This is a genomic window from Pleurocapsa sp. PCC 7319, assembly GCF_000332195.1.
Taxonomy (GTDB): domain Bacteria; phylum Cyanobacteriota; class Cyanobacteriia; order Cyanobacteriales; family Xenococcaceae; genus Waterburya.
Map to the genome: position 1 here is coordinate 2,701,322 of NZ_KB235922.1, position 17,585 is coordinate 2,718,906.

The 17,585-nt window shown below is 39.8% G+C and carries 14 protein-coding genes and 1 pseudogene; 8 read left to right on the forward strand and 7 right to left on the reverse strand.

Annotated elements, in window-relative coordinates:
* Positions 1-439 (reverse strand): helix-turn-helix domain-containing protein (locus PLEUR7319_RS35650; RefSeq protein WP_019506272.1); only part of this gene is annotated, 439 nt, incomplete at its 3' end.
* Positions 440-475: 36 nt separating this feature from the next.
* The gene (locus tag PLEUR7319_RS0116195; RefSeq protein ID WP_019506273.1) at positions 476-808 is read right to left on the reverse strand and encodes a hypothetical protein; all 333 of its coding nucleotides are present in this window, start codon (positions 806-808) and stop codon (positions 476-478) included.
* A 168-nt stretch (positions 809-976) separates the two neighbouring features.
* Between PLEUR7319_RS0116195 and PLEUR7319_RS38905 the strand changes: the two are divergent.
* Positions 977-2,311, forward strand: a pseudogene (locus tag PLEUR7319_RS38905) (IS701 family transposase).
* A 118-nt stretch (positions 2,312-2,429) separates the two neighbouring features.
* Here the strand turns inward: PLEUR7319_RS38905 and PLEUR7319_RS0116210 are convergent.
* The 3 genes from PLEUR7319_RS0116210 to PLEUR7319_RS0116220 all read right to left on the reverse strand — a co-directional run bounded on the left by PLEUR7319_RS0116210 (position 2,430) and on the right by PLEUR7319_RS0116220 (position 5,850).
* Positions 2,430-2,849 carry a hypothetical protein gene (locus PLEUR7319_RS0116210; RefSeq protein WP_019506274.1) on the reverse strand — a complete coding sequence of 140 codons (420 nt, stop codon included), beginning with the start codon at positions 2,847-2,849 and terminating at the stop codon, positions 2,430-2,432.
* Between the two features lie 27 nt (positions 2,850-2,876).
* On the reverse strand, positions 2,877-3,455 hold the full coding sequence (locus PLEUR7319_RS0116215; RefSeq protein WP_019506275.1) for a Pvc16 family protein: 579 nt from the start codon (positions 3,453-3,455) through the stop codon (positions 2,877-2,879).
* A 394-nt stretch (positions 3,456-3,849) separates the two neighbouring features.
* A complete protein-coding gene (locus PLEUR7319_RS0116220) occupies positions 3,850-5,850 on the reverse strand; it encodes an ATP-binding protein (protein WP_158441844.1) in 2,001 nt (666 codons plus the stop codon).
* 302 nt (positions 5,851-6,152) lie between these two features.
* On the opposite strand from PLEUR7319_RS0116220, the gene PLEUR7319_RS38910 reads away from it, so the two are divergent.
* From PLEUR7319_RS38910 to PLEUR7319_RS35670, 5 genes are all read left to right on the forward strand, one after another.
* Positions 6,153-9,041 carry a DUF4157 domain-containing protein gene (locus PLEUR7319_RS38910; RefSeq protein ID WP_019506277.1) on the forward strand — a complete coding sequence of 963 codons (2,889 nt, stop codon included), beginning with the start codon at positions 6,153-6,155 and terminating at the stop codon, positions 9,039-9,041.
* A gap of 437 nt (positions 9,042-9,478) precedes the next feature.
* Positions 9,479-9,604 (forward strand): hypothetical protein, encoded by a 126-nt coding sequence (locus PLEUR7319_RS43155; protein ID WP_256380642.1) that lies wholly within the window; start codon positions 9,479-9,481, stop codon positions 9,602-9,604.
* A 285-nt stretch (positions 9,605-9,889) separates the two neighbouring features.
* Positions 9,890-10,225: a nucleotidyltransferase family protein gene (locus tag PLEUR7319_RS0116230; protein ID WP_019506278.1), complete on the forward strand. Its 336-nt coding sequence runs from the start codon at positions 9,890-9,892 to the stop codon at positions 10,223-10,225.
* Positions 10,218-10,529 (forward strand): DUF86 domain-containing protein, encoded by a 312-nt coding sequence (locus PLEUR7319_RS0116235; protein WP_202804241.1) that lies wholly within the window; start codon positions 10,218-10,220, stop codon positions 10,527-10,529. Before PLEUR7319_RS0116230 ends, PLEUR7319_RS0116235 begins: the two co-directional genes overlap by 8 nt.
* A gap of 360 nt (positions 10,530-10,889) precedes the next feature.
* Positions 10,890-12,152 (forward strand): ATP-binding protein, encoded by a 1,263-nt coding sequence (locus tag PLEUR7319_RS35670; protein ID WP_019506280.1) that lies wholly within the window; start codon positions 10,890-10,892, stop codon positions 12,150-12,152.
* Here the strand turns inward: PLEUR7319_RS35670 and PLEUR7319_RS0116245 are convergent.
* A complete protein-coding gene (locus tag PLEUR7319_RS0116245) occupies positions 12,082-13,704 on the reverse strand; it encodes an IS1634 family transposase (RefSeq protein WP_019505039.1) in 1,623 nt (540 codons plus the stop codon). The two genes, PLEUR7319_RS35670 and PLEUR7319_RS0116245, sit on opposite strands and share 71 nt — an antisense overlap.
* Positions 13,705-13,810: 106 nt before the next feature.
* On the opposite strand from PLEUR7319_RS0116245, the gene PLEUR7319_RS35675 reads away from it, so the two are divergent.
* Together PLEUR7319_RS35675 and PLEUR7319_RS0116265 are read left to right on the forward strand one after the other, a co-directional pair.
* The gene (locus tag PLEUR7319_RS35675) at positions 13,811-14,107 is read left to right on the forward strand and encodes a hypothetical protein (protein ID WP_019506281.1); all 297 of its coding nucleotides are present in this window, start codon (positions 13,811-13,813) and stop codon (positions 14,105-14,107) included.
* A 967-nt stretch (positions 14,108-15,074) separates the two neighbouring features.
* A complete protein-coding gene (locus PLEUR7319_RS0116265) occupies positions 15,075-16,823 on the forward strand; it encodes an IS1634 family transposase (protein ID WP_019503995.1) in 1,749 nt (582 codons plus the stop codon).
* Between the two features lie 90 nt (positions 16,824-16,913).
* On the opposite strand, the gene PLEUR7319_RS0116270 is transcribed toward PLEUR7319_RS0116265, so the two are convergent.
* On the reverse strand, positions 16,914-17,501 hold the full coding sequence (locus PLEUR7319_RS0116270) for a hypothetical protein (RefSeq protein ID WP_019506284.1): 588 nt from the start codon (positions 17,499-17,501) through the stop codon (positions 16,914-16,916).
* Between the last annotated feature and the right edge of the window lie 84 nt (positions 17,502-17,585).

Genomic DNA, 17,585 nt, shown 5'->3' on the forward strand with positions numbered 1-17,585 from the left:
TTCGACAGCCCATGCCGATACGGTAGAGAAAAGCCCTAATTTGTGTGGGATTGCGCTTGATTCCCGTGAGTTCTTCGATTTTGGCCTGGGCTTCAGCCACCTTTCGCGGCGGATGCTCCTGGAAGTAGACCTCAATAGTTTTGACCTGCTCATTGAGCTGACTGGGCTTCCCTTTGTAGTTCAATTGCTTCAGTTGCTCTATTCCTCCTTGCTGATACTGTCGAACATAGCTAACTAAGGTCGTTTTACTAATTTGGCATAAGCGACGAATCTCTTGATGGGATAGCCTCCGACTTTTCAGGTAGAGCACTTCCATCTTCTTTTGTACTCGGGGATGGGGATGATGATAGCGTTCGTAATTTAGCTGTTGAATTTCTTCTTCGCTGAACTCAATCTGGATCATATCTCGCCACTCTTCTTCAGTTGAATACTGCCGCATTATCCCACCTCAGCCCATCTCAAAAAAGTCCACTATTCACCCGCTCGGAGTATAAGTAACTAACAGACCATTTTCGCCCGTGCTGTATTTACCAACAGGTTCGGAGACCTCAGTTCCAGTAGGAATAGCCACCGAATCTTCTGTATAGTGGTAGTTAAGAGAAGTCTGTAGATAGGGATAATAGGCTGCTCCATACTTGAGATCGCTAGTACCAATTCCATTCCTAAAGTTACCCCCAATGGCACTGGTTGCGGTTTTGCCATCCCCTGCCAACACATCAAAAATTCCAAACCGATCTTGCAGTTTATTGCATTGACTCAGCACACTCACGCATAGACCGTAATAGTCAGCCTCAGTAGCCAAATTCACCCCATCGGTCAGCAACAGAAGAGTCGGTTCATCTTCTTTGGTGATCGCCGTTAATCCCTGCTCAAAAGTATCCTTACTGGGAGTAGTTTCATAGCCCTCTTCTGTCAGACTCCGAAAAAAGAATTATAATTAAATCAATCAGAAGACAAGTAAAAGGTAACCAGAGCAATGGATGTGGAGCTACAGATTCTCAAACATTTGAAACGAGATGCTCGCCCGACAATATCAATCATTGACCAATATTGCTTTGCTTATCATGACCTATTTCCTGAAGTTAGAAGTTACGAATGTTTCAAATATTTACATCAAGGTATTATCTCACCAATTAAAAGGAAGTCATTGCCAGAAATAGCAAAGGTAGTGGGAATATCATCACCCCAATCGTTACATCATTTTATAGCTAACTCGCCTTGGTCAGTAGAAGATTTAAAGCAGAAAAGATTGGAATTGACGATTAAAGCTTTAAAAGAGAAAAAAATTACAGTGATAATTGATGAAACAGGAGATAGAAAGAAAGGAAAAAAAACTGATTATGTTGCCAAACAGTATTTAGGAAGTGTAGGTAAAATAGATAGCGGTATTGTCTCAGTAAACGCTTATGGAGTCTATGAAAATGTTACTTTTCCCTTAATATTTAAAATATTCAAGCCAAAAGGAACACTAAAACCAGAAGATAAGTATAAAACGAAGATTGAACTAGCATCAATAATTATTACAGAATTAGTAGAATTTGGATTCAATATCGAATTAGTATTGGCAGATAGTCTATATGGCGAAGCCAGTAATTTTCTCTCAACTTTGAATAAATACAAATTACCCGTGGATTGTCTCCATTAGAAGTAATCACGGAATCTGGATGCTTAACAATCAAAAAGTAAGAGCTTAATAAATGGTGTAAATTTTCCCAGAACTTTTAGCAATCAAAAATTTGAAAATAGATATATTCGCGAAATCATTTATGGTAAAAGACATCACATAACTTATTGGCAATTAACCACTGATACAGAAACCATGCCAGAGAATTCTACTTCTTTTGTTATGACCAATATCAAAGACACTAAAAGTAAGATGAAAAAGACTCTTGGTAACTTATATGGATTAAGAACATGGGTGGAATATGCTTTTCGACAATGCAAACAAGAACTTGGTTGGACTGATTATCGATTTACTAATTTTGCTGAAATTAATAGATGGTGGGAAATTGTCATGAGTACCTATTTGATGATTAGTTTAAATACCCAAGTTTTCTTATCTTTGAATACATCTGATAGTCAAAATCATCAAACAGAAATCTCAGCTAGTTTTACTACTCATCCACAATGGAATTATCAAACTGGATGGAAGAATGTTTTGAATAATTTTCGTCTTCTGATTCAACCAAGCCTTCTTTTGTGGTTAATTTTTCCTTGGCTAGAGATATTTCCTAATTCTTCTTTATTGCTAGGATTACATAACTTAATTGATAGCATCAATCAATTAACAACACTGCCTCTTTCTGGATAAATCTTCTTATTTCCTACTCTTAAATCTCGGAGTCTGACAGAAGAGGGATAGTCACCAACCGAAACGATATAACAAGCACCTCCACCATTCTCAAAAAATAAACGCAGCGTATAGTACATCAAATACTCTTTGCTAGTGGTGATTGTTTAGATGGTTCGAGAGCCAGTTCTTCTCGCTGAAGTAATGTAGAGGTCAGGGAGAATGAATCCGTAGTAGCATTGGCGGCTTCATCGCTAAAAACATACAGGCTGTTGGGTTGGTACTCAGGATCGAGGTCAGTAATACTGAGAAAATGGGGATTATTCAGCTTGAGGAGAAAGGTGAAAATTGCCGACGAGTCTAGTGGAATTACTGGCTGCCGATCGGTTTGCAAAGGCACGAATAGCTGCCAGCCATTTCTCTTGGGTTTACTGACTAAGCGATGGTTATGCAAAATTCGCTGACAGTCATTAGTGGGTTCAATCGTCAAGTCGGCACAAGTTTGCTGTTGATAGTAGTCGTGAAATAACTGAAGACTGAAATAAGGCTGGTAGTTCATAGACTAAACCTTTAATACATCAATTTGTTACAGCAAAGAAGTTTCCGTTAGAATGTTCCTTAGGGCAGTGCCAGTCTCGACTTGCTCAATTTCAGCATCCTGGAAAATCAACATCCTGACTTTATACAAAGCAGAGGGACTACAAGGCATTTCCAGCGATCGCCACAATTCACTTTGCTCCATAAAAGTAAGATTAACCAACTCAGTTGATAGCTGTTGAATTTCTGGGCTGATTTGAGGGAATTTTTTTTGGGTGAACAGACGATAACTCCGAAAGAATTTTAAAACCAGAGAAAGAATTCTTAGCCCCTCTGCATAGTCCTTGAAATTAGCCACAAACATCAAATGAAAGTTCAGATCGAGATGGGGTATTTCTGCTTGGTTGCCTTGACTTGACAAATGATTGATCCGAGTTGCCCCAGAGCGAAAAGTCCGTTCCTCCTCCAAATTCACCATCAAGGACGTAATGGCATTGTTCTGCATCACAATTTCTTTCGGGAGTTGGATTTCAGGAAACTGGACAACATCTTCCCTCTGTCCACCGGTTTTGATCTTGATATAGTTACTTAGCTCTTCTTTAAAGAAGACAAGAGCCCTATCTAACATAGCGATCAACCTACTAAAACAATAAGGACGAGAACAAAGCCTTGAAATTTAAATTTAATATAATCCTAAATATTCTTTATAAGCCCAAAAAACTTGGCAAATTCATTTATTTGATGTCCTAATAAACTTATCAGAATCCTATCATGTCAATACTGCTATCAAGATAAAGCTCGTTATATCTTGTAACAATCTGCATTTAACTGTGATACTTCTCGATTTTCAAAGGACAATTGTAATCTAAAATGAAAGCAATAATAATTAAGAAAAAAATATAGCATTATTTATGTATAGATTAGGACATTTTTATAGTCAGTGCTAATTTATTCTCGATCCTTACTAACTAACAAATTTACTTGTCCTAATTAAACCTTGTACGGCTATAGATAGGACAAGCCTACTTTTCTGTCCAACCTTGCAATTCTTCCGTGGTGAGTAATTTTTCGAGTTTACTATAGTCCCGTTGGGCAGCAAGGCGGATCTGTTCCATCGAGATCGGACTATTAGTCTGAGCTGCTAAAAATGCTGAAGTGAGGGCGATGTTGCGAATATTGCCTCCTGCAACTTTCAGCTGTCCGAGTTTACTATAGTCCAACCCTTGGCGAGGAGTTTGGCTGGGGAAGATATGTTGCCAGATTTTGGTGCGGGCTGTTGCATCGGGAAAAGGGAAAGAAACAATAAACTGTAGACGGCGCAGAAATGCTCGATCCAGGTTTTGTTTGAGGTTACTGGTAAGTATCGCTAGACCACTGTAGGTTTCTATGCGTTGGAGTAGATAGCTAACTTCGATGTTTGCATGGCGGTCGTGGCTATCTTTTACTTCGGTGCGCTTGCCAAATAGGGCATCAGCTTCGTCAAATAAAAGTATCACGCCACCGGATTCGGCTGCGTCAAAAATGCGCCGTAGATTTTTTTCGGTTTCGCCAATATATTTACTGACAACAGTGCTGAGGTCAATGCGATATAAATCTAGCTGACAAACTTGAGCTAAAACTTCTGCTGCCATGGTTTTTCCTGTACCGCTTTCTCCATGGAACAAGGCACTAATACCTAAACCCCGATCGCCTTTCTTAGCGAACCCCCAGTCTTGATAGATCCGAGAACGATATTTTAAACGGGTGGCAATATCTTCTAATAGTTGACGCGGGCGATCGGGTAAAACTAGTTCCTCCCAGGTTGCTCTGGCTTCAATGCGTTGGGCTAGAGCATCTAAATTTGGTCGGGCTTGGAGGCGGCAGAGATGCCAAAGTCGATCTTGGTGCTTCCTCGATTTTTGTGGTGGGTTTGAGGAATTGTTCTTGTCTTCATTTTTAAATGTTGAAAGATTTGGCTCATCTTCTGGAGTATCTTGTTGCAGCCTAAATTGGCTACAAATCTTCTGAATGGCGGTGGGGGTGAGATTGAATTGGGTGACTAGGGTATCCACATAGCCATTTAACTCTCTTGGGGTAGAACCTAGATGCTGATGCCAAAGGTCTGTTTGTTCCTGATGGGGTAGAGAGGGGACTTCTAAGACGATCGCCTGACGGCGTAATGTAACCTTCGAGTCGGGACTACTGAAAATAACTGGCGTACTAATTATTTCGAGAAAAAGAGCGATCGCTGCCTGTTTTGAAGGATCGGATAAGGTATGAAGATCTGATTCGAGCAGTAACACGCTATTGCTGAGAATGGCTTCCCGCTCCCAATGGCGTTGGCAGATTTTGAGGTCATCAAGATTGGTGGGAAGAACAGCAACAGGAAGAGTCATGATCTGAAATCCAAGATTTCCACAGGCAGCAACCGCAATCTGTTGATTCGTAGTAGCATCAATGCCAGAAAGGGTTATCGGAGGTAATGAGGGCTGGGATGTCGAGTTTGACCAAGCCGTAATAATCTGTTGAGTCAGGGTTGCATGGGAAGGTAGTAAAGAGTCAATGCCTTGGACAGAAATAGGTTGGAGCCAATTGCTTAGTTGAGGCGATCGCCCAGGCTCTCCCAGCAGATAACAAAGAATACGGCAATCGATTTGGAGCGGTGAATGGGTCAGTAGGCGCTTCGGTTCGGTGTGGATGAGCTGCCAATAGTGCAGTGGATTTTGGGGAGAAAGTACAGACCAATCAGCATCGGGAAAAGCCGAGAGAGCAAGCCCTAAGGTGGCATACCCCGCAGTATCATCCTGGTGGGCTTGGGCACAGAGAGCTGGAAAATTAGGTTCTATTTCTATTGCCGCACAAAGCAGCAAAATAATTCGCTCAAAGGGGGATAGCCGAAATTTTTCGCCAATTAGGGCGATCGCCCTAGGTTCTGTGGATAATATATTTACCGTGGCAGAATCTGTTTCCCCTTTGATGTAGCTTTCTAAAGCTTCATTAAGATACTGAAAACTGAGGAAAAGTTCACTAGTTGGATTTGTCATTTCTGATCGAGCTAAAGGCAATTCGAAGGCTAGGCATAGGCCTAATGTCATCTGAGATCTGTTCTATCTCACCATGACAGCTCTTCTAACAGAAATGAAATAGTTTTTGATGTTTAAACGGCGATCAACAGAAAAAAGATTGCCACTATGCAAACATTTACAGCCAAGCCATTTATTTTTCCTCTAACAACTGCCAGAATATAAGATATTACCTTAATCGGGTTTAATAGATTTTTTTCGCTCTCGAATACTAACAGTTCTCAAAATTCCCCTTAATTTACCTCTGGAATTAGGGTTGTCCTATGAATACTTACGCTTCTCCTTCTAAGTCTTTCAAAAAAGCTGCTGCTGTCTCCAGAGATCCGAAGAATATCTCTCGAAAGGTTTCTCAGAGAAAAGAGGATGATAGTTTCAATGCACAGATAGGAAATGCTGAATCAGAGAGGTTAAGAGAAAAGCCACTGCGGTTAGGCAATATGATGGCGAATATAAGGGCATCATCTCCAGGCTCAAATACAGCAAATAGCAATACTAGCTTAGTTTCAGCTACTTCTTTCAAAGCAACGTCTGGACATGCTTTATCAACGGGCAGAGCCATCCAAAGAAAGTTAACTATTGGCAGACCCAACGATCTCTATAAGCAGCAAGGGGATCGGGTAACATCCCAGGTAAAACAACAAATAAATGCCCCCGCTTCTACTCAGTCATCTCAAGGGCAATCTGTACAGCGACAGGAAGCGACAGGGGATTTGTCATCTGCGATCGCCAATGTGCGGTTGTCGGCAACTCAAGGCGATCGCAAAACGCTCCGTAGGAATCGCACACAAGAAACTTCCTCAGCACTCATCCAAGTCAAACAAGCAGAAACCACCAACAACACTGGTTTACCAGATCTCCTTAAAACGGGCATTGAACACCTCTCTGGTTATTCTATGGATGATGTGAAAGTGCATTATAACTCTGACAAGCCTGCTCAATTACAAGCACATGCTTATGCACAGGGAACTGATATTCATATTGCTCCAGGACAAGAAAAACATCTCCCTCATGAAGGATGGCACGTAGTGCAGCAGATGCAGGGTCGTGTGAGGACTACGACGCAAGAAAGAGGGGTGATGATTAATGACGACCACGCGTTGGAGCGTGAAGCCGACCTTATGGGAGAGAAAGCGGCATCTATAAAAATAGGCAAAGGCTACCCAAAAACTAATCAAGTTACTCAAAAGCAGAATAGAGAATCTACATTTCAATTTAGCGATGATCTTCCAAAAGCAATTGAGCAAACGAAAAAGCAAATAGAAACCCGATTAAGAGAGTCAATCTTGATGAAGGGAAACGCAAATAAGCGCTCAGTACAACTTGCCTCTGTTCAGAACATGCAGTCTTCAGAGCGAAGTGTAATGAACACTGAAGGCAATCTCATGAGGCCGACAAATACCAAAAACGTGAATGTAGATAGTCGTGTTATTCAGAGGCAGATTAGACTTCACAGAGGATATACCCTAGCTAGAGCGCGGGATGCAGTCAATAATAAAGGCTCACTTGATCCTGTAGGCGCAGGCGAATTCGGAAAAGGTCTTTATTTTTGGGAAGATAATCCAAAGGCTGCTTTGATTTCCGCTGTTGCATACTACGGGAACAAAGATTGGGCTGTTATAGAGGTATCCATTCCTAATGATGTTTACGATGAACATATCACCAGACAATTGGAATTCCCTTCTATTGTGGAGCAGATAGCTGAGGATGAAGATCTTGGTACTCCAAGTAATAAACCGAGCGTAGACATGGCCGTTACCATGCTGGGTTCAACTAGCAATATAAAATTAAAGATGTGGGTGGAAGAATTTAGACGTATGAATCAGATTGCCGGAGACGAGGCATTCGTGCAAGGTGGGGCGAATGATAATACTTCTTGGAACTATGATGCAATAAAAGGACCAAGTGCTGCTCAATACAATGACTATTCCTTAAATCAGATCAAGTACGAAAGAGTCGATCTATTTCAGGATCCCCAAGTAACGGTTCAAATCGTTGCTCAAGGGCCACCCATAGATAATTATCGTAGATTCAAAATGAGCGATAAAAACGATCGATACACACAGCTACGGAATACAGAGAAAGTAACTATTCAGTTCAAAAAAAAAAAAAGACCTGACCTAGCAAAACCTTCGGCGTCCCAATTGAAAACACCAGTTGTGCAACTAAAGGTTAGCAAGGATAGTAGAAAAAATATTATTCAATTTTCTGGTGAATATAAGAAGCTAGAAGCCCAGAAGAAAGTAGCTATTGATGAGGAAAGTGAAGAGAGATATTATAAAGCAATTACTGCTTTTGAAAAATACCTCGGCTGGTACGCAGCTAGACATCCAAAATCCATAGCTGCCGCCAGTGATATGTTGAGTGTGATTGTAGAGCTTGCCCAACCAAGAATTGAAAAAGCCCTATTATCAATTCCAGAAGTTTTTGGAACAACAGATCCTGGTACAACCGGAGGGGTAGGTATGGATGCGGATAAGATTACAGAAGTACTTCGAGAGGGAAATTTTCGGGAAAAAATGACCTTGATCTATAACTCCTACTGCAATAGAAAATTAAGTCCTTTGATCTCAACTGCAATTTGGGGAAATCCCGATCCAAAGTCTCTCTTTAGCCGTCCTGAAAGCATTATGAAAGATAGACAAGAAAGGAAGAATGTTGAAGACAAATCGGCTACCTTAACCACTGAGACTGTGGATTCTGTACAAAATCCACCATTAAGCGATCGAGAACGAGAATTCAGTGTAGTAGACGATAGATTACAGTGGGTTTCAGGTATGCGGCGAATTTATTACGAGGAACATAGTGAGTATATAAAGGAAGCTAAACGATTAAAAGTACTGGCCGGTGGAGGAATATCAGGAACTGCGTATGCGATCATAGAAATTGCAATGATCTTAGGGATTTCAGATCTTAATAATGCGAGGTTGGCTGCCCTCGGATGGATGCTTCCTGCCCATGATCATACGTTCTATGAGATTATGCAAGCTTCGACGGAAATGGGCCTCGAATATGTTCCAGGCCCATTGGGTTACCATTTTATTGATCCGCTTGATACGTCAGAGATTGAGCGAAATGTGCTTGTTGAGTCGGAAGGTAAATTTCCAGATTATTTCCTTTCCGATGTTTACAAGGATAAACTTGCAAAAGGATAGTGCGATCACTCTTGTCTGGTTCGTCAATATCCAGAATTAGAAACTTTGCTAATGATTTAGAACTATCTCTTATTTATAATGCGATCGTGTTTGGTAAGTCCCTAAAATTGATATTGCGATTACCCAAGGGGTACGCTTCGCGATCGCATTACCTTAATGGGACTTAGACAAAAAATGATGGCAAAAAGGGGGGAAAGCCTTATATATCAATATTTTTAGGTCAAAAATACCTAAACCCTGAATATAACTAGGTTTGAGGCGAGTTTACCTCGAACGAGGTAAACTCGTTGTCTGGCAAGGCTTTCCTCCCTTTTTAGCCCGAAAAAATGTCTAAGTCCCGTTAATTGTCTCTACAAGGAAGATGACGGCAAATAGTGTAATTTATTTCCATACTCTCCTTTTCTCACTTGTGATCGCTATCTATATGCTTATCCCCGATGTGTTTTGCGATCGCTAACACACCCTACAAAAACGGCGATCGTTGGGGTGGAGCGATCGCGTTTTTTAGGTATGGAAGGGAAATGCGATCAGGCGGAGCCTGGCACTACGTGATCGCGCGTTGAGCAAATGATTAATTTTGAACTTGGAATTGAAGGGCGATCTTATTGCCGTCCACTGTCAGGATCAGGATTTAGGGGATGATAGGATGAACAGGATGGGACTTGGGTTGGGACTTGGGTGATCGCTTTTAATTCTGTTTTAATGGTTAATTTTGAACTTGGAATTGAAGTGCGATCTTATCGCCGCCCATTGTCAGGATCAGGATTTAGTACAATTGTTACAGGCATTGTGGCAAAATCAATGAGTATTTTAAAGAAGAAGATTAAATAGGAGAAATAAATTCAAGAATGGCGATCGCTCCAATTATCAAAGAACATATTACAAGCTTAGTTGCCTTATGTAAAAAGTATGGAGTAGTGCGATTATATGTTTTTGGATCTGTCGCTAAAGGGAAATTCAATCCTAATACAAGCGATATCGATTTCATCGTAGAATTGGAGGAACTATCTCCGTTGGAGAAAGGAGAACGATTATTGTCTTTATGGTCTGAACTGGAAAGTCTTTTTCAAAGAAAAGTTGATCTTCTAACTGATAAGCCCATTGTTAATCCCTATTTCCGAAAAAGCGTAGAAAAATCGAAATCCCTTATCTATGATAGACAAAGCGAAAAAATATTTGTCTGATATTATCCGTGCTATTGAACTGATCGAAATCTTTATGGATGGAGTGGATGATTTCGATGAATATGTTGATGACCTAAAGACAAAAAGTGCTGTAGAAAGACAATTGGGGATTATTGGCGAAGCCGTGAATAACTTCCGCAAAATAGAGCTAGAATTTCAACTGACAAATACCAGGGACATCATTGGGTTCAGAAACCGAATCATCCATAACTATGATGAAGTAGATGAGACATTGGTATGGGCAATTATTCACAATCATCTTCCTTTTTTGAAAGAAGAAGCTGAGGAAGGTCTCAGTAGATAAAATACTTATAACAGCTAGGTATTAGAAAAGTGTGATCTCGTTTTGGCAATAGAGGAAGGGAAATGCGATCAGGCGGAGCTTGGCACTACGCGATCGCTCTATTAAGAAAATGATTAATTTTGAACTTGGAATTGAAGGGCGACCTTATCACCTCTCATTGTCAGGATAAGGATTTAGAGGATGATAGGATGAACAGAATGGGGCTTAGGCGATCGCTTTAAGATCGCGAACTTAATCTCGGAAGTGCTTTGTTTCTCTGGTGCGATCGCTTTTTGGCGGTAGTGCGATCGTTCTATAAAGCAAGTAATTAATTTTTGAACATTTAATTTTGTCTACCTGCTTAATAGTTACTCATTCCTCATGACCTCCCAACTCGATAAAAACGCAGACTGCATCGATTGCGAACTCACCTGGTTCAACAGCATCTTAGAACATCGGATAAAACTTCATTTCGAAGGTGTTCAGACATCAGAAGATTTAATCGAATCAATCCCGCCACCAAAACTGCCCCATAGTGATGCACCCTATTCCGAAATTGTTCACCAATTCAATCTGCTACCAGCCGAGCGACTTATACTGATTCTCAGCGTTGTACCTCACATCAAACCACATCTACTCGATACATTTTTCATTCGCAATCAAAACCTCGATCGCGGATATACTGAATTTGGTGGTCTGAGCGGAAATTCCCACGGTGGATTCTTGCCCACCGGTGAAACAGCTATGTTTTTATTAGCAGGTGATAAGCTCTCGGCTCGACTTCGTTATGATGAAATGTTCAAGAGCGATCTCGTCTTATTCGCCCAAGGAATCCTCTACCTCGATCATCAACAGGTCAACGAGCCACAATTAGCTACGGCGTTATGTTTGAGTCCAGAATATCGCGAGCGAATTATAACAGGACAATCCTATGCTCCGCCCTTTAGCTCAGAGTTTCCTGCTCAGTTAATTAAAACTGACTTGGAATGGGATAACCTTGTACTCAATCCAGTCATAAGACAAGAGATTGACGATATCCTTACCTGGGTTCAAAACAAAGATGTACTAATGGATAAATGGCAATTGAAGCAGCGTATCAAGCCAGGTTTTCGCTGCCTTTTTTATGGCCCACCTGGAACTGGCAAAACGATGACCGCCTGCTTGCTAGGGAAAAAGTCAGGTTTCCCTGTTTATAGGATCGATCTTTCTAAAGTTATTTCGAAGTATATTGGGGAAACTGAAAAGAATCTGGCTAGACTCTTCGATCGCGCTCAAAATCAAGATTGGATTTTGTTTTTTGACGAGGCAGACTCGTTATTTGGAAAACGTATTGAGACCCAAAATTCCAACGACCGTGCTGCTAACCAAGAAATCTCATATCTATTGCAGCGCATTGAAGACTATTCTGGTTTAGCAATTCTGTCTACGAATTTGCGTACTCATTTAGACAAAGCATTTGCGCGTCGGTTCCAGTCCATGATTCTGTTTCCCATGCCAAATGCCGAGCAACGTTTGCAGTTATGGCAGGATATTTTCTTAAATAAGCCATTCGATCGGACATTTCGCAGGTCAGTCAGCAGATTAAATAATATTTTTGGCAAGGGTTTCCAAAAAACCGTAAGATCTTCAGTCGGGTGTCAGTAAGATTAGAAACTTGTATTTGATGATTCAAATGAACAAGATGAACCGCCTGAAAACACTGAAATACCCATCTTAGTGTAGGAGTAGAGGTGGGTTTCTTGAGTTGGTTGGGAATAGTCTGCTCGGAATGAGCTAAGACTTGTCTTAATTGACGTTGACCGAGAGTATAAACTAGCAAACACAAACCCATAACCATTGCCAGGGCTGCCACTCGCCGAGGAGTATTCAAAAAGACACTCGAAGTAAAAAACAGAGGATCTTTCAAGAATCGGAAACCCCTTTCCGAACTTTGCTGACCTTTATATTCAGTTAAAATCTCATCATTAGTCAGAATCTTCTCATCGAGAACATTAGTAGCGAGAACAAACCTTCCTGCTTGTCTTCTGGCAATCTCAATTACCTCATCTACAGGAACAACTTGAGCCTTGATACGATAGGTAAAATGTTCAGGAGACTGATTTTTCCTAGGTCGTCCTGCCTTTGTGTAGTGAGCATCAGTCTCAATGTCGATTAATTCTAAGGAATGATATTTCCAGTTGCGGCTAAGTTTTTCCGCCGCTTTTTTGGCATCGGCAGCACAGGCAAAATCTTGTCTCATCAGTGACTTAAGTTCACTTGTCGCTATTTTAAGTTGTTTTGTTAGTCGCTTTTCGAGTTGCTTGAGATCGCTATTAAGACGCTTTTCACTTTCAATAATTAGCCAACGTTGATGAACTCCTCCATAATCGCAACAACATGATGCAATACGATAACCTGGAATTTTGCTCTCAACCAACACCTCGCCTTCGATTGATTCAGCTAAGATTTTGGCGGTTTTTATACTTCGAGGGACAAGGGTAATCCAGTTTAACTCTCCCAGTTGTTGAATATTTGCTGAACTGTAAAGCGCACTGTCAGCAACGTAGATACTATCCAGATTCCATTCCTGTTTAAATTGCTCGATCAATTGAGCAAAAACAGCACGGTCGGATTCGTTTCCATTTCCTATCCTCACAAACAGGGGGACATCTCCATCTCCTGTACAGATAACATCCATCATGAATTGTTTTAAATCTGGTCGATGATCTTTGGAGTAGCCGTAAGTTATCTTGACGGATTCGATTGATTCGGTTGATTCGGTTGATTCATCTGCGGTTTCTATTTCATAGCTTCCCTCCAAACTAAAGCTACTCGAATCTAGATGTAGACTCTTGGTCAAAAGGTTAAATCTTTGATGGGCTAACATCGCAATGCTAGTGAATAAGGTCGTTAATCCTTGATTCGACAAGCTATCCAAAGCTCTTCCAATTCGGTCATCATTCAGATGTTCTGGTTTAATCCCCTCTCCTAAAAGATGTTCCGTTGCTTTGCCAACGAAAAACTCACTAAATAAGTACAGCGGTGCACTGACAAACCCTAATCCATTGAGAATCATAGCTTTCACCACTTGTCCTGTGCTGATGATTTGTTGGGGATGTTGCTCTATTTGCTTATCTATTTCTTCAACTAATCCTATTTGGTCAACGATTCCTGCTACTATACCTAGGTGGTCTAAGTTTTTAACTTGGATATCCATTCAGAGGTTATTTTAACTCTTCATTTTAATACCCTATCTTTATTCCTCAACCTGCGAAATCCCCGCCACTAATTTTGCTGAAATTAATAGATGGTGGGAAATTGTCATGAGTACCTATTTGATGATTAGTTTAAATACCCAAGTTTTCTTATCTTTGAATACATCTGATAGTCAAAATCATCAAACAGAAATCTCAGCTAGTTTTACTACTCATCCACAATGGAATTATCAAACTGGATGGAAGAATGTTTTGAATAATTTTCGTCTTCTGATTCAACCAAGCCTTCTTTTGTGGTTAATTTTTCCTTGGCTAGAGATATTTCCTAATTCTTCTTTATTGCTAGGATTACATAACTTAATTGATAGCATCAATCAATTAACAACACTGCCTCTTTCTGGATAAATCTTCTTATTTCCTACTCTTAAATCTCGGAGTCTGACAGAAGAGGGCTAATCTATCTATATGCTTATTCTCGGTGCATTACGCGATCGCTAATATAGCCTAGAGAAAAGGCGATCGCGCTGTGAATTATATTAAAGCGATCGCAAATTGATTGAGGTGAAATAGCTCATAGTCACAGTAAAAGGGAAAAGAAGATGACAGCCAATAACACCCTAGAAAATAGACTCGTGGAAAATGTGAAAAAACTCTCTGTCGAACAAATCCAACAAGTAGAAGAATTGATTGATTCCCTGACTCAATAAAATACAGAGCGACAGCTAGCACTCACTTATATCCACAAAAGTATCTGAATCTGTGTTTAACAAAATTTGGGATAATCCTGAAGATGCAGATTATGACGACGAGAGAGACTTTCGATCAGAAAGCATCTCTAATCGTCGTGTTGACAAACTATAACTTTGGGAATATTCCGCTTGTTCCTTTTCCTTATACTGATCGAACATCCAGCAAAAAAAGACCAGCAGTGATTATCAGTTCCAAGACTTAATAATCAACAAAAACCAGACTTAATAATTATGGCAATTACCAGCCAAATTAGTTCATCTATAAGTTTGGGAGAATTGCAAATTATTGATTTTTCAGCCGCAGGATTAATTACACCTTCTGTGATTAAACCCATGTCTTAAATATGCAACATTGAATTTGTTCGCTTTATTCTTCTTTGCCTGGAAATCGATTTCCCTGAAAACCAAACAAATGCGATCGTTTCAGTAAAATGAATAATATTACCGTATGTAAATTTCAATATTTTAGTTTTTAATCGGAACTTTCAGCATACAAATGAACTAAAACATACTCAAAGCTATATATAAAAGTAGATTGGAGGATTGAGTTTCCCGGTTTGTAGCCATGTAATTTTAGCATTTTTTAATTGTTGTGGTGGGACATTTTTCGGCATAATGTAGTCATGTATATAGAAAAAGTTCCTAACAGAAATTCTCCTCCTGCCGTTCTTCTCAGAGAGTCCTATCGAGAAGGAAAAAAAGTCAAGAAAAGAACCTTAGCCAACCTCTCTAAATTGCCAGATGAAGTAGTAGATAATTTACGTCTGTCTCTCAAGGGTTCATCTGTCGTTAATCAAGAGGAATTGCCTGAGTTATGTACAGTACTGAGGAGTTTACCTCATGGTCATGTAGCGTGCGTATTAGGAACAATCAATAAATTAGGAATTCCCCAATTAATTGAATCAAAAAGAACTCGTTCACGGGATTTAGCCGTAGCAATGATTGTCTCCAGAATTATCAACCCAACTTCAAAACTAGGAACAGTTAGAGGCATCAGAGCCGAAACAGCTAGTTCCAGTTTAGGGGAATTATTAGGATTATCTCATGGGGACAGAAATGAATATTATGAAGCTCTAGATTGGTTACTATCAAAACAGCTCGATCTTGAAAATGCTTTAGCATCAAGACATCTGCAAAACGGGTCATTAATTCTCTATGACTTAACTTCAACCTATGTAGAAGGAACGGAATGCTCTTTGGCAGCTTATGGCTATAGTCGAGACAAGAAAAAAGGAAAACTTCAGATAGTTTTTGGGATTTTATGTAATCAAGAAGGTTGTCCAATTGCCGTAGAGGTATTTGAAGGGAATCGTTTAGACCGTCAAACTTTAGCACAACAAATTTCTAAAGTACAGAAACGTTTTGCCATCTCTCAAGTAGTGTGGGTAGGAGATAGAGGGACGATTACCAACGCTAATATTTTAGATGAGCTAAAAGCCAAAGATGGATTAGATTGGATTACAGCCTTAACCAAGAGTCAAATTAGAAAACTGGCAGGAGTTGACCAGATTCAATTGGGATTATTTGATGAAAGAGATGTCATAGAAATAGAAAGTAATGATTACCCAGGAGAAAGATTAATTGCTTGTCGTAACCCTTTGATTGCTGAGAAAAATGCTCAAGTTAGAGAAGAATTATTACTCGCAACAGAAAAAGAGCTAGACAAAATAGAACAAGCTATGACTAGAGAAAAGAGAGCATTAAAGGGAGCAGATAAAATTGGCTTAAGAGTAGGAAAAGTTTTAAATAAATTTAAAGTAGGAAAGCTATTTGAGATTGAGATCTCAGATTCTCATTTTGCTTATCGCAGAAAATCAGAAGTAATCGAAAGAGACAAAATCTTAGATGGAGTCTATATTATTCGTACTTCTGTTGAGTTGGAAAAAATGGATGTAGCAACCACAGTAAGAGCATATAAAGGACTATCAAAAGTCGAACAAGCTTTTCGATGTCTGAAAACAATTGATTTAAAAGTACGTCCCATTTATCACTATCTAGACCATCGAGTCAAAGGGCATATTTTTCTCTGTTTTCTAGCTTATTATGTCGAATGGCATATGAGAAAAGTTCTTGCTCCCATTTTATTTGAAGAAGAAGACATCGAACAGATTTCCTCCTCAGACAGAGAGGAATTATTGAGATATCAACCCTCACCAATTGCCAAGCAAAAAGCTGGTAATAAGCGAAATCAAGAGAACTTGCCTGTTCACAGTTTTTCTACTTTATTGAATGATTTAGCCACAATTGCCCAAAATAAAATTCAAATCAATTTACAGGGAGAGAGAGTGACATTTGAGAAGATAACTCAACCTACAACACTACAACAATCATGCTTAGATTTACTGGGTGTTTCCCTGATTTGTACCCAGTAAATGACTGGCTCAACAGGGCTGTATCCCTCACGATGCATAGCTTTTGCTGTTTTGTCAATCTGAAAGTTCCGTTTAATTTGATTTGTATTTCTAAAATTTTTGATTTAGGAAAACTATAGTTACCAATCCCAAAACTATTGCGACAGGAAGAATCCAAGCGATAATTACCGTTCGACGAGCATATTTTATAGCTGCTTCAGTTTGAACCAATAAATGTTTCTGCTTTTTTACCAAAACTGACATTGAGTTAATCAACCCATTTGAGACGGTTTGTAAATTCTGATGCTCATTTGCCAAACCCTCTAAGACTTCAATTAGTTTAGTATCCAATTTCTGTTGATTCTTCTGAACATTTTCTAGCTGACCTTTCAACTGCTGATTAATCCAGTTAGAAGTATCAACAATCTGAGTCGTATAAGCTTCTACGGATTCAGATAGCCCTATTTTTGCCTTAATTATCTTCTTCCCAGAACCACCAAGTACCTCAACAGCAGCGATATTTTGTGCCACACAGAAATAAAAATCGAACAACTCATTATCAACAAAATACTGATTATCGTTCAGCCATTGATATACTCGTTCTTTAACTTTCGGCTCTTCATTGTGTAGACGTTCATCTACAAATTCTCTTAGCTCGTTTTGCTGCTGAGATAAAGTTGGCTTTTTTAAATGAGTCACCCTTTCAACCTCAAAGTTTCAACATTAAACCCAGCATCATCAAAGACTTGATAGACTCGTCGCATATATCCTCTTAATCCTGCT

Coding starts and splice junctions, on each gene's coding strand:
- PLEUR7319_RS0116210 (WP_019506274.1), bottom strand. CDS start 2,849: ATGAACTACCAGCCTTATTTCAGTCTTCAGTTATTTCACGACTACTAT.
- PLEUR7319_RS0116215 (WP_019506275.1), bottom strand. CDS start 3,455: ATGTTAGATAGGGCTCTTGTCTTCTTTAAAGAAGAGCTAAGTAACTAT.
- PLEUR7319_RS0116220 (WP_158441844.1), bottom strand. CDS start 5,850: ATGACAAATCCAACTAGTGAACTTTTCCTCAGTTTTCAGTATCTTAAT.
- PLEUR7319_RS38910 (WP_019506277.1), top strand. CDS start 6,153: ATGAATACTTACGCTTCTCCTTCTAAGTCTTTCAAAAAAGCTGCTGCT.
- PLEUR7319_RS43155 (WP_256380642.1), top strand. CDS start 9,479: ATGTGTTTTGCGATCGCTAACACACCCTACAAAAACGGCGATCGTTGG.
- PLEUR7319_RS0116230 (WP_019506278.1), top strand. CDS start 9,890: ATGGCGATCGCTCCAATTATCAAAGAACATATTACAAGCTTAGTTGCC.
- PLEUR7319_RS35670 (WP_019506280.1), top strand. CDS start 10,890: ATGACCTCCCAACTCGATAAAAACGCAGACTGCATCGATTGCGAACTC.
- PLEUR7319_RS0116245 (WP_019505039.1), bottom strand. CDS start 13,704: ATGGATATCCAAGTTAAAAACTTAGACCACCTAGGTATAGTAGCAGGA.
- PLEUR7319_RS35675 (WP_019506281.1), top strand. CDS start 13,811: ATGAGTACCTATTTGATGATTAGTTTAAATACCCAAGTTTTCTTATCT.
- PLEUR7319_RS0116265 (WP_019503995.1), top strand. CDS start 15,075: ATGTATATAGAAAAAGTTCCTAACAGAAATTCTCCTCCTGCCGTTCTT.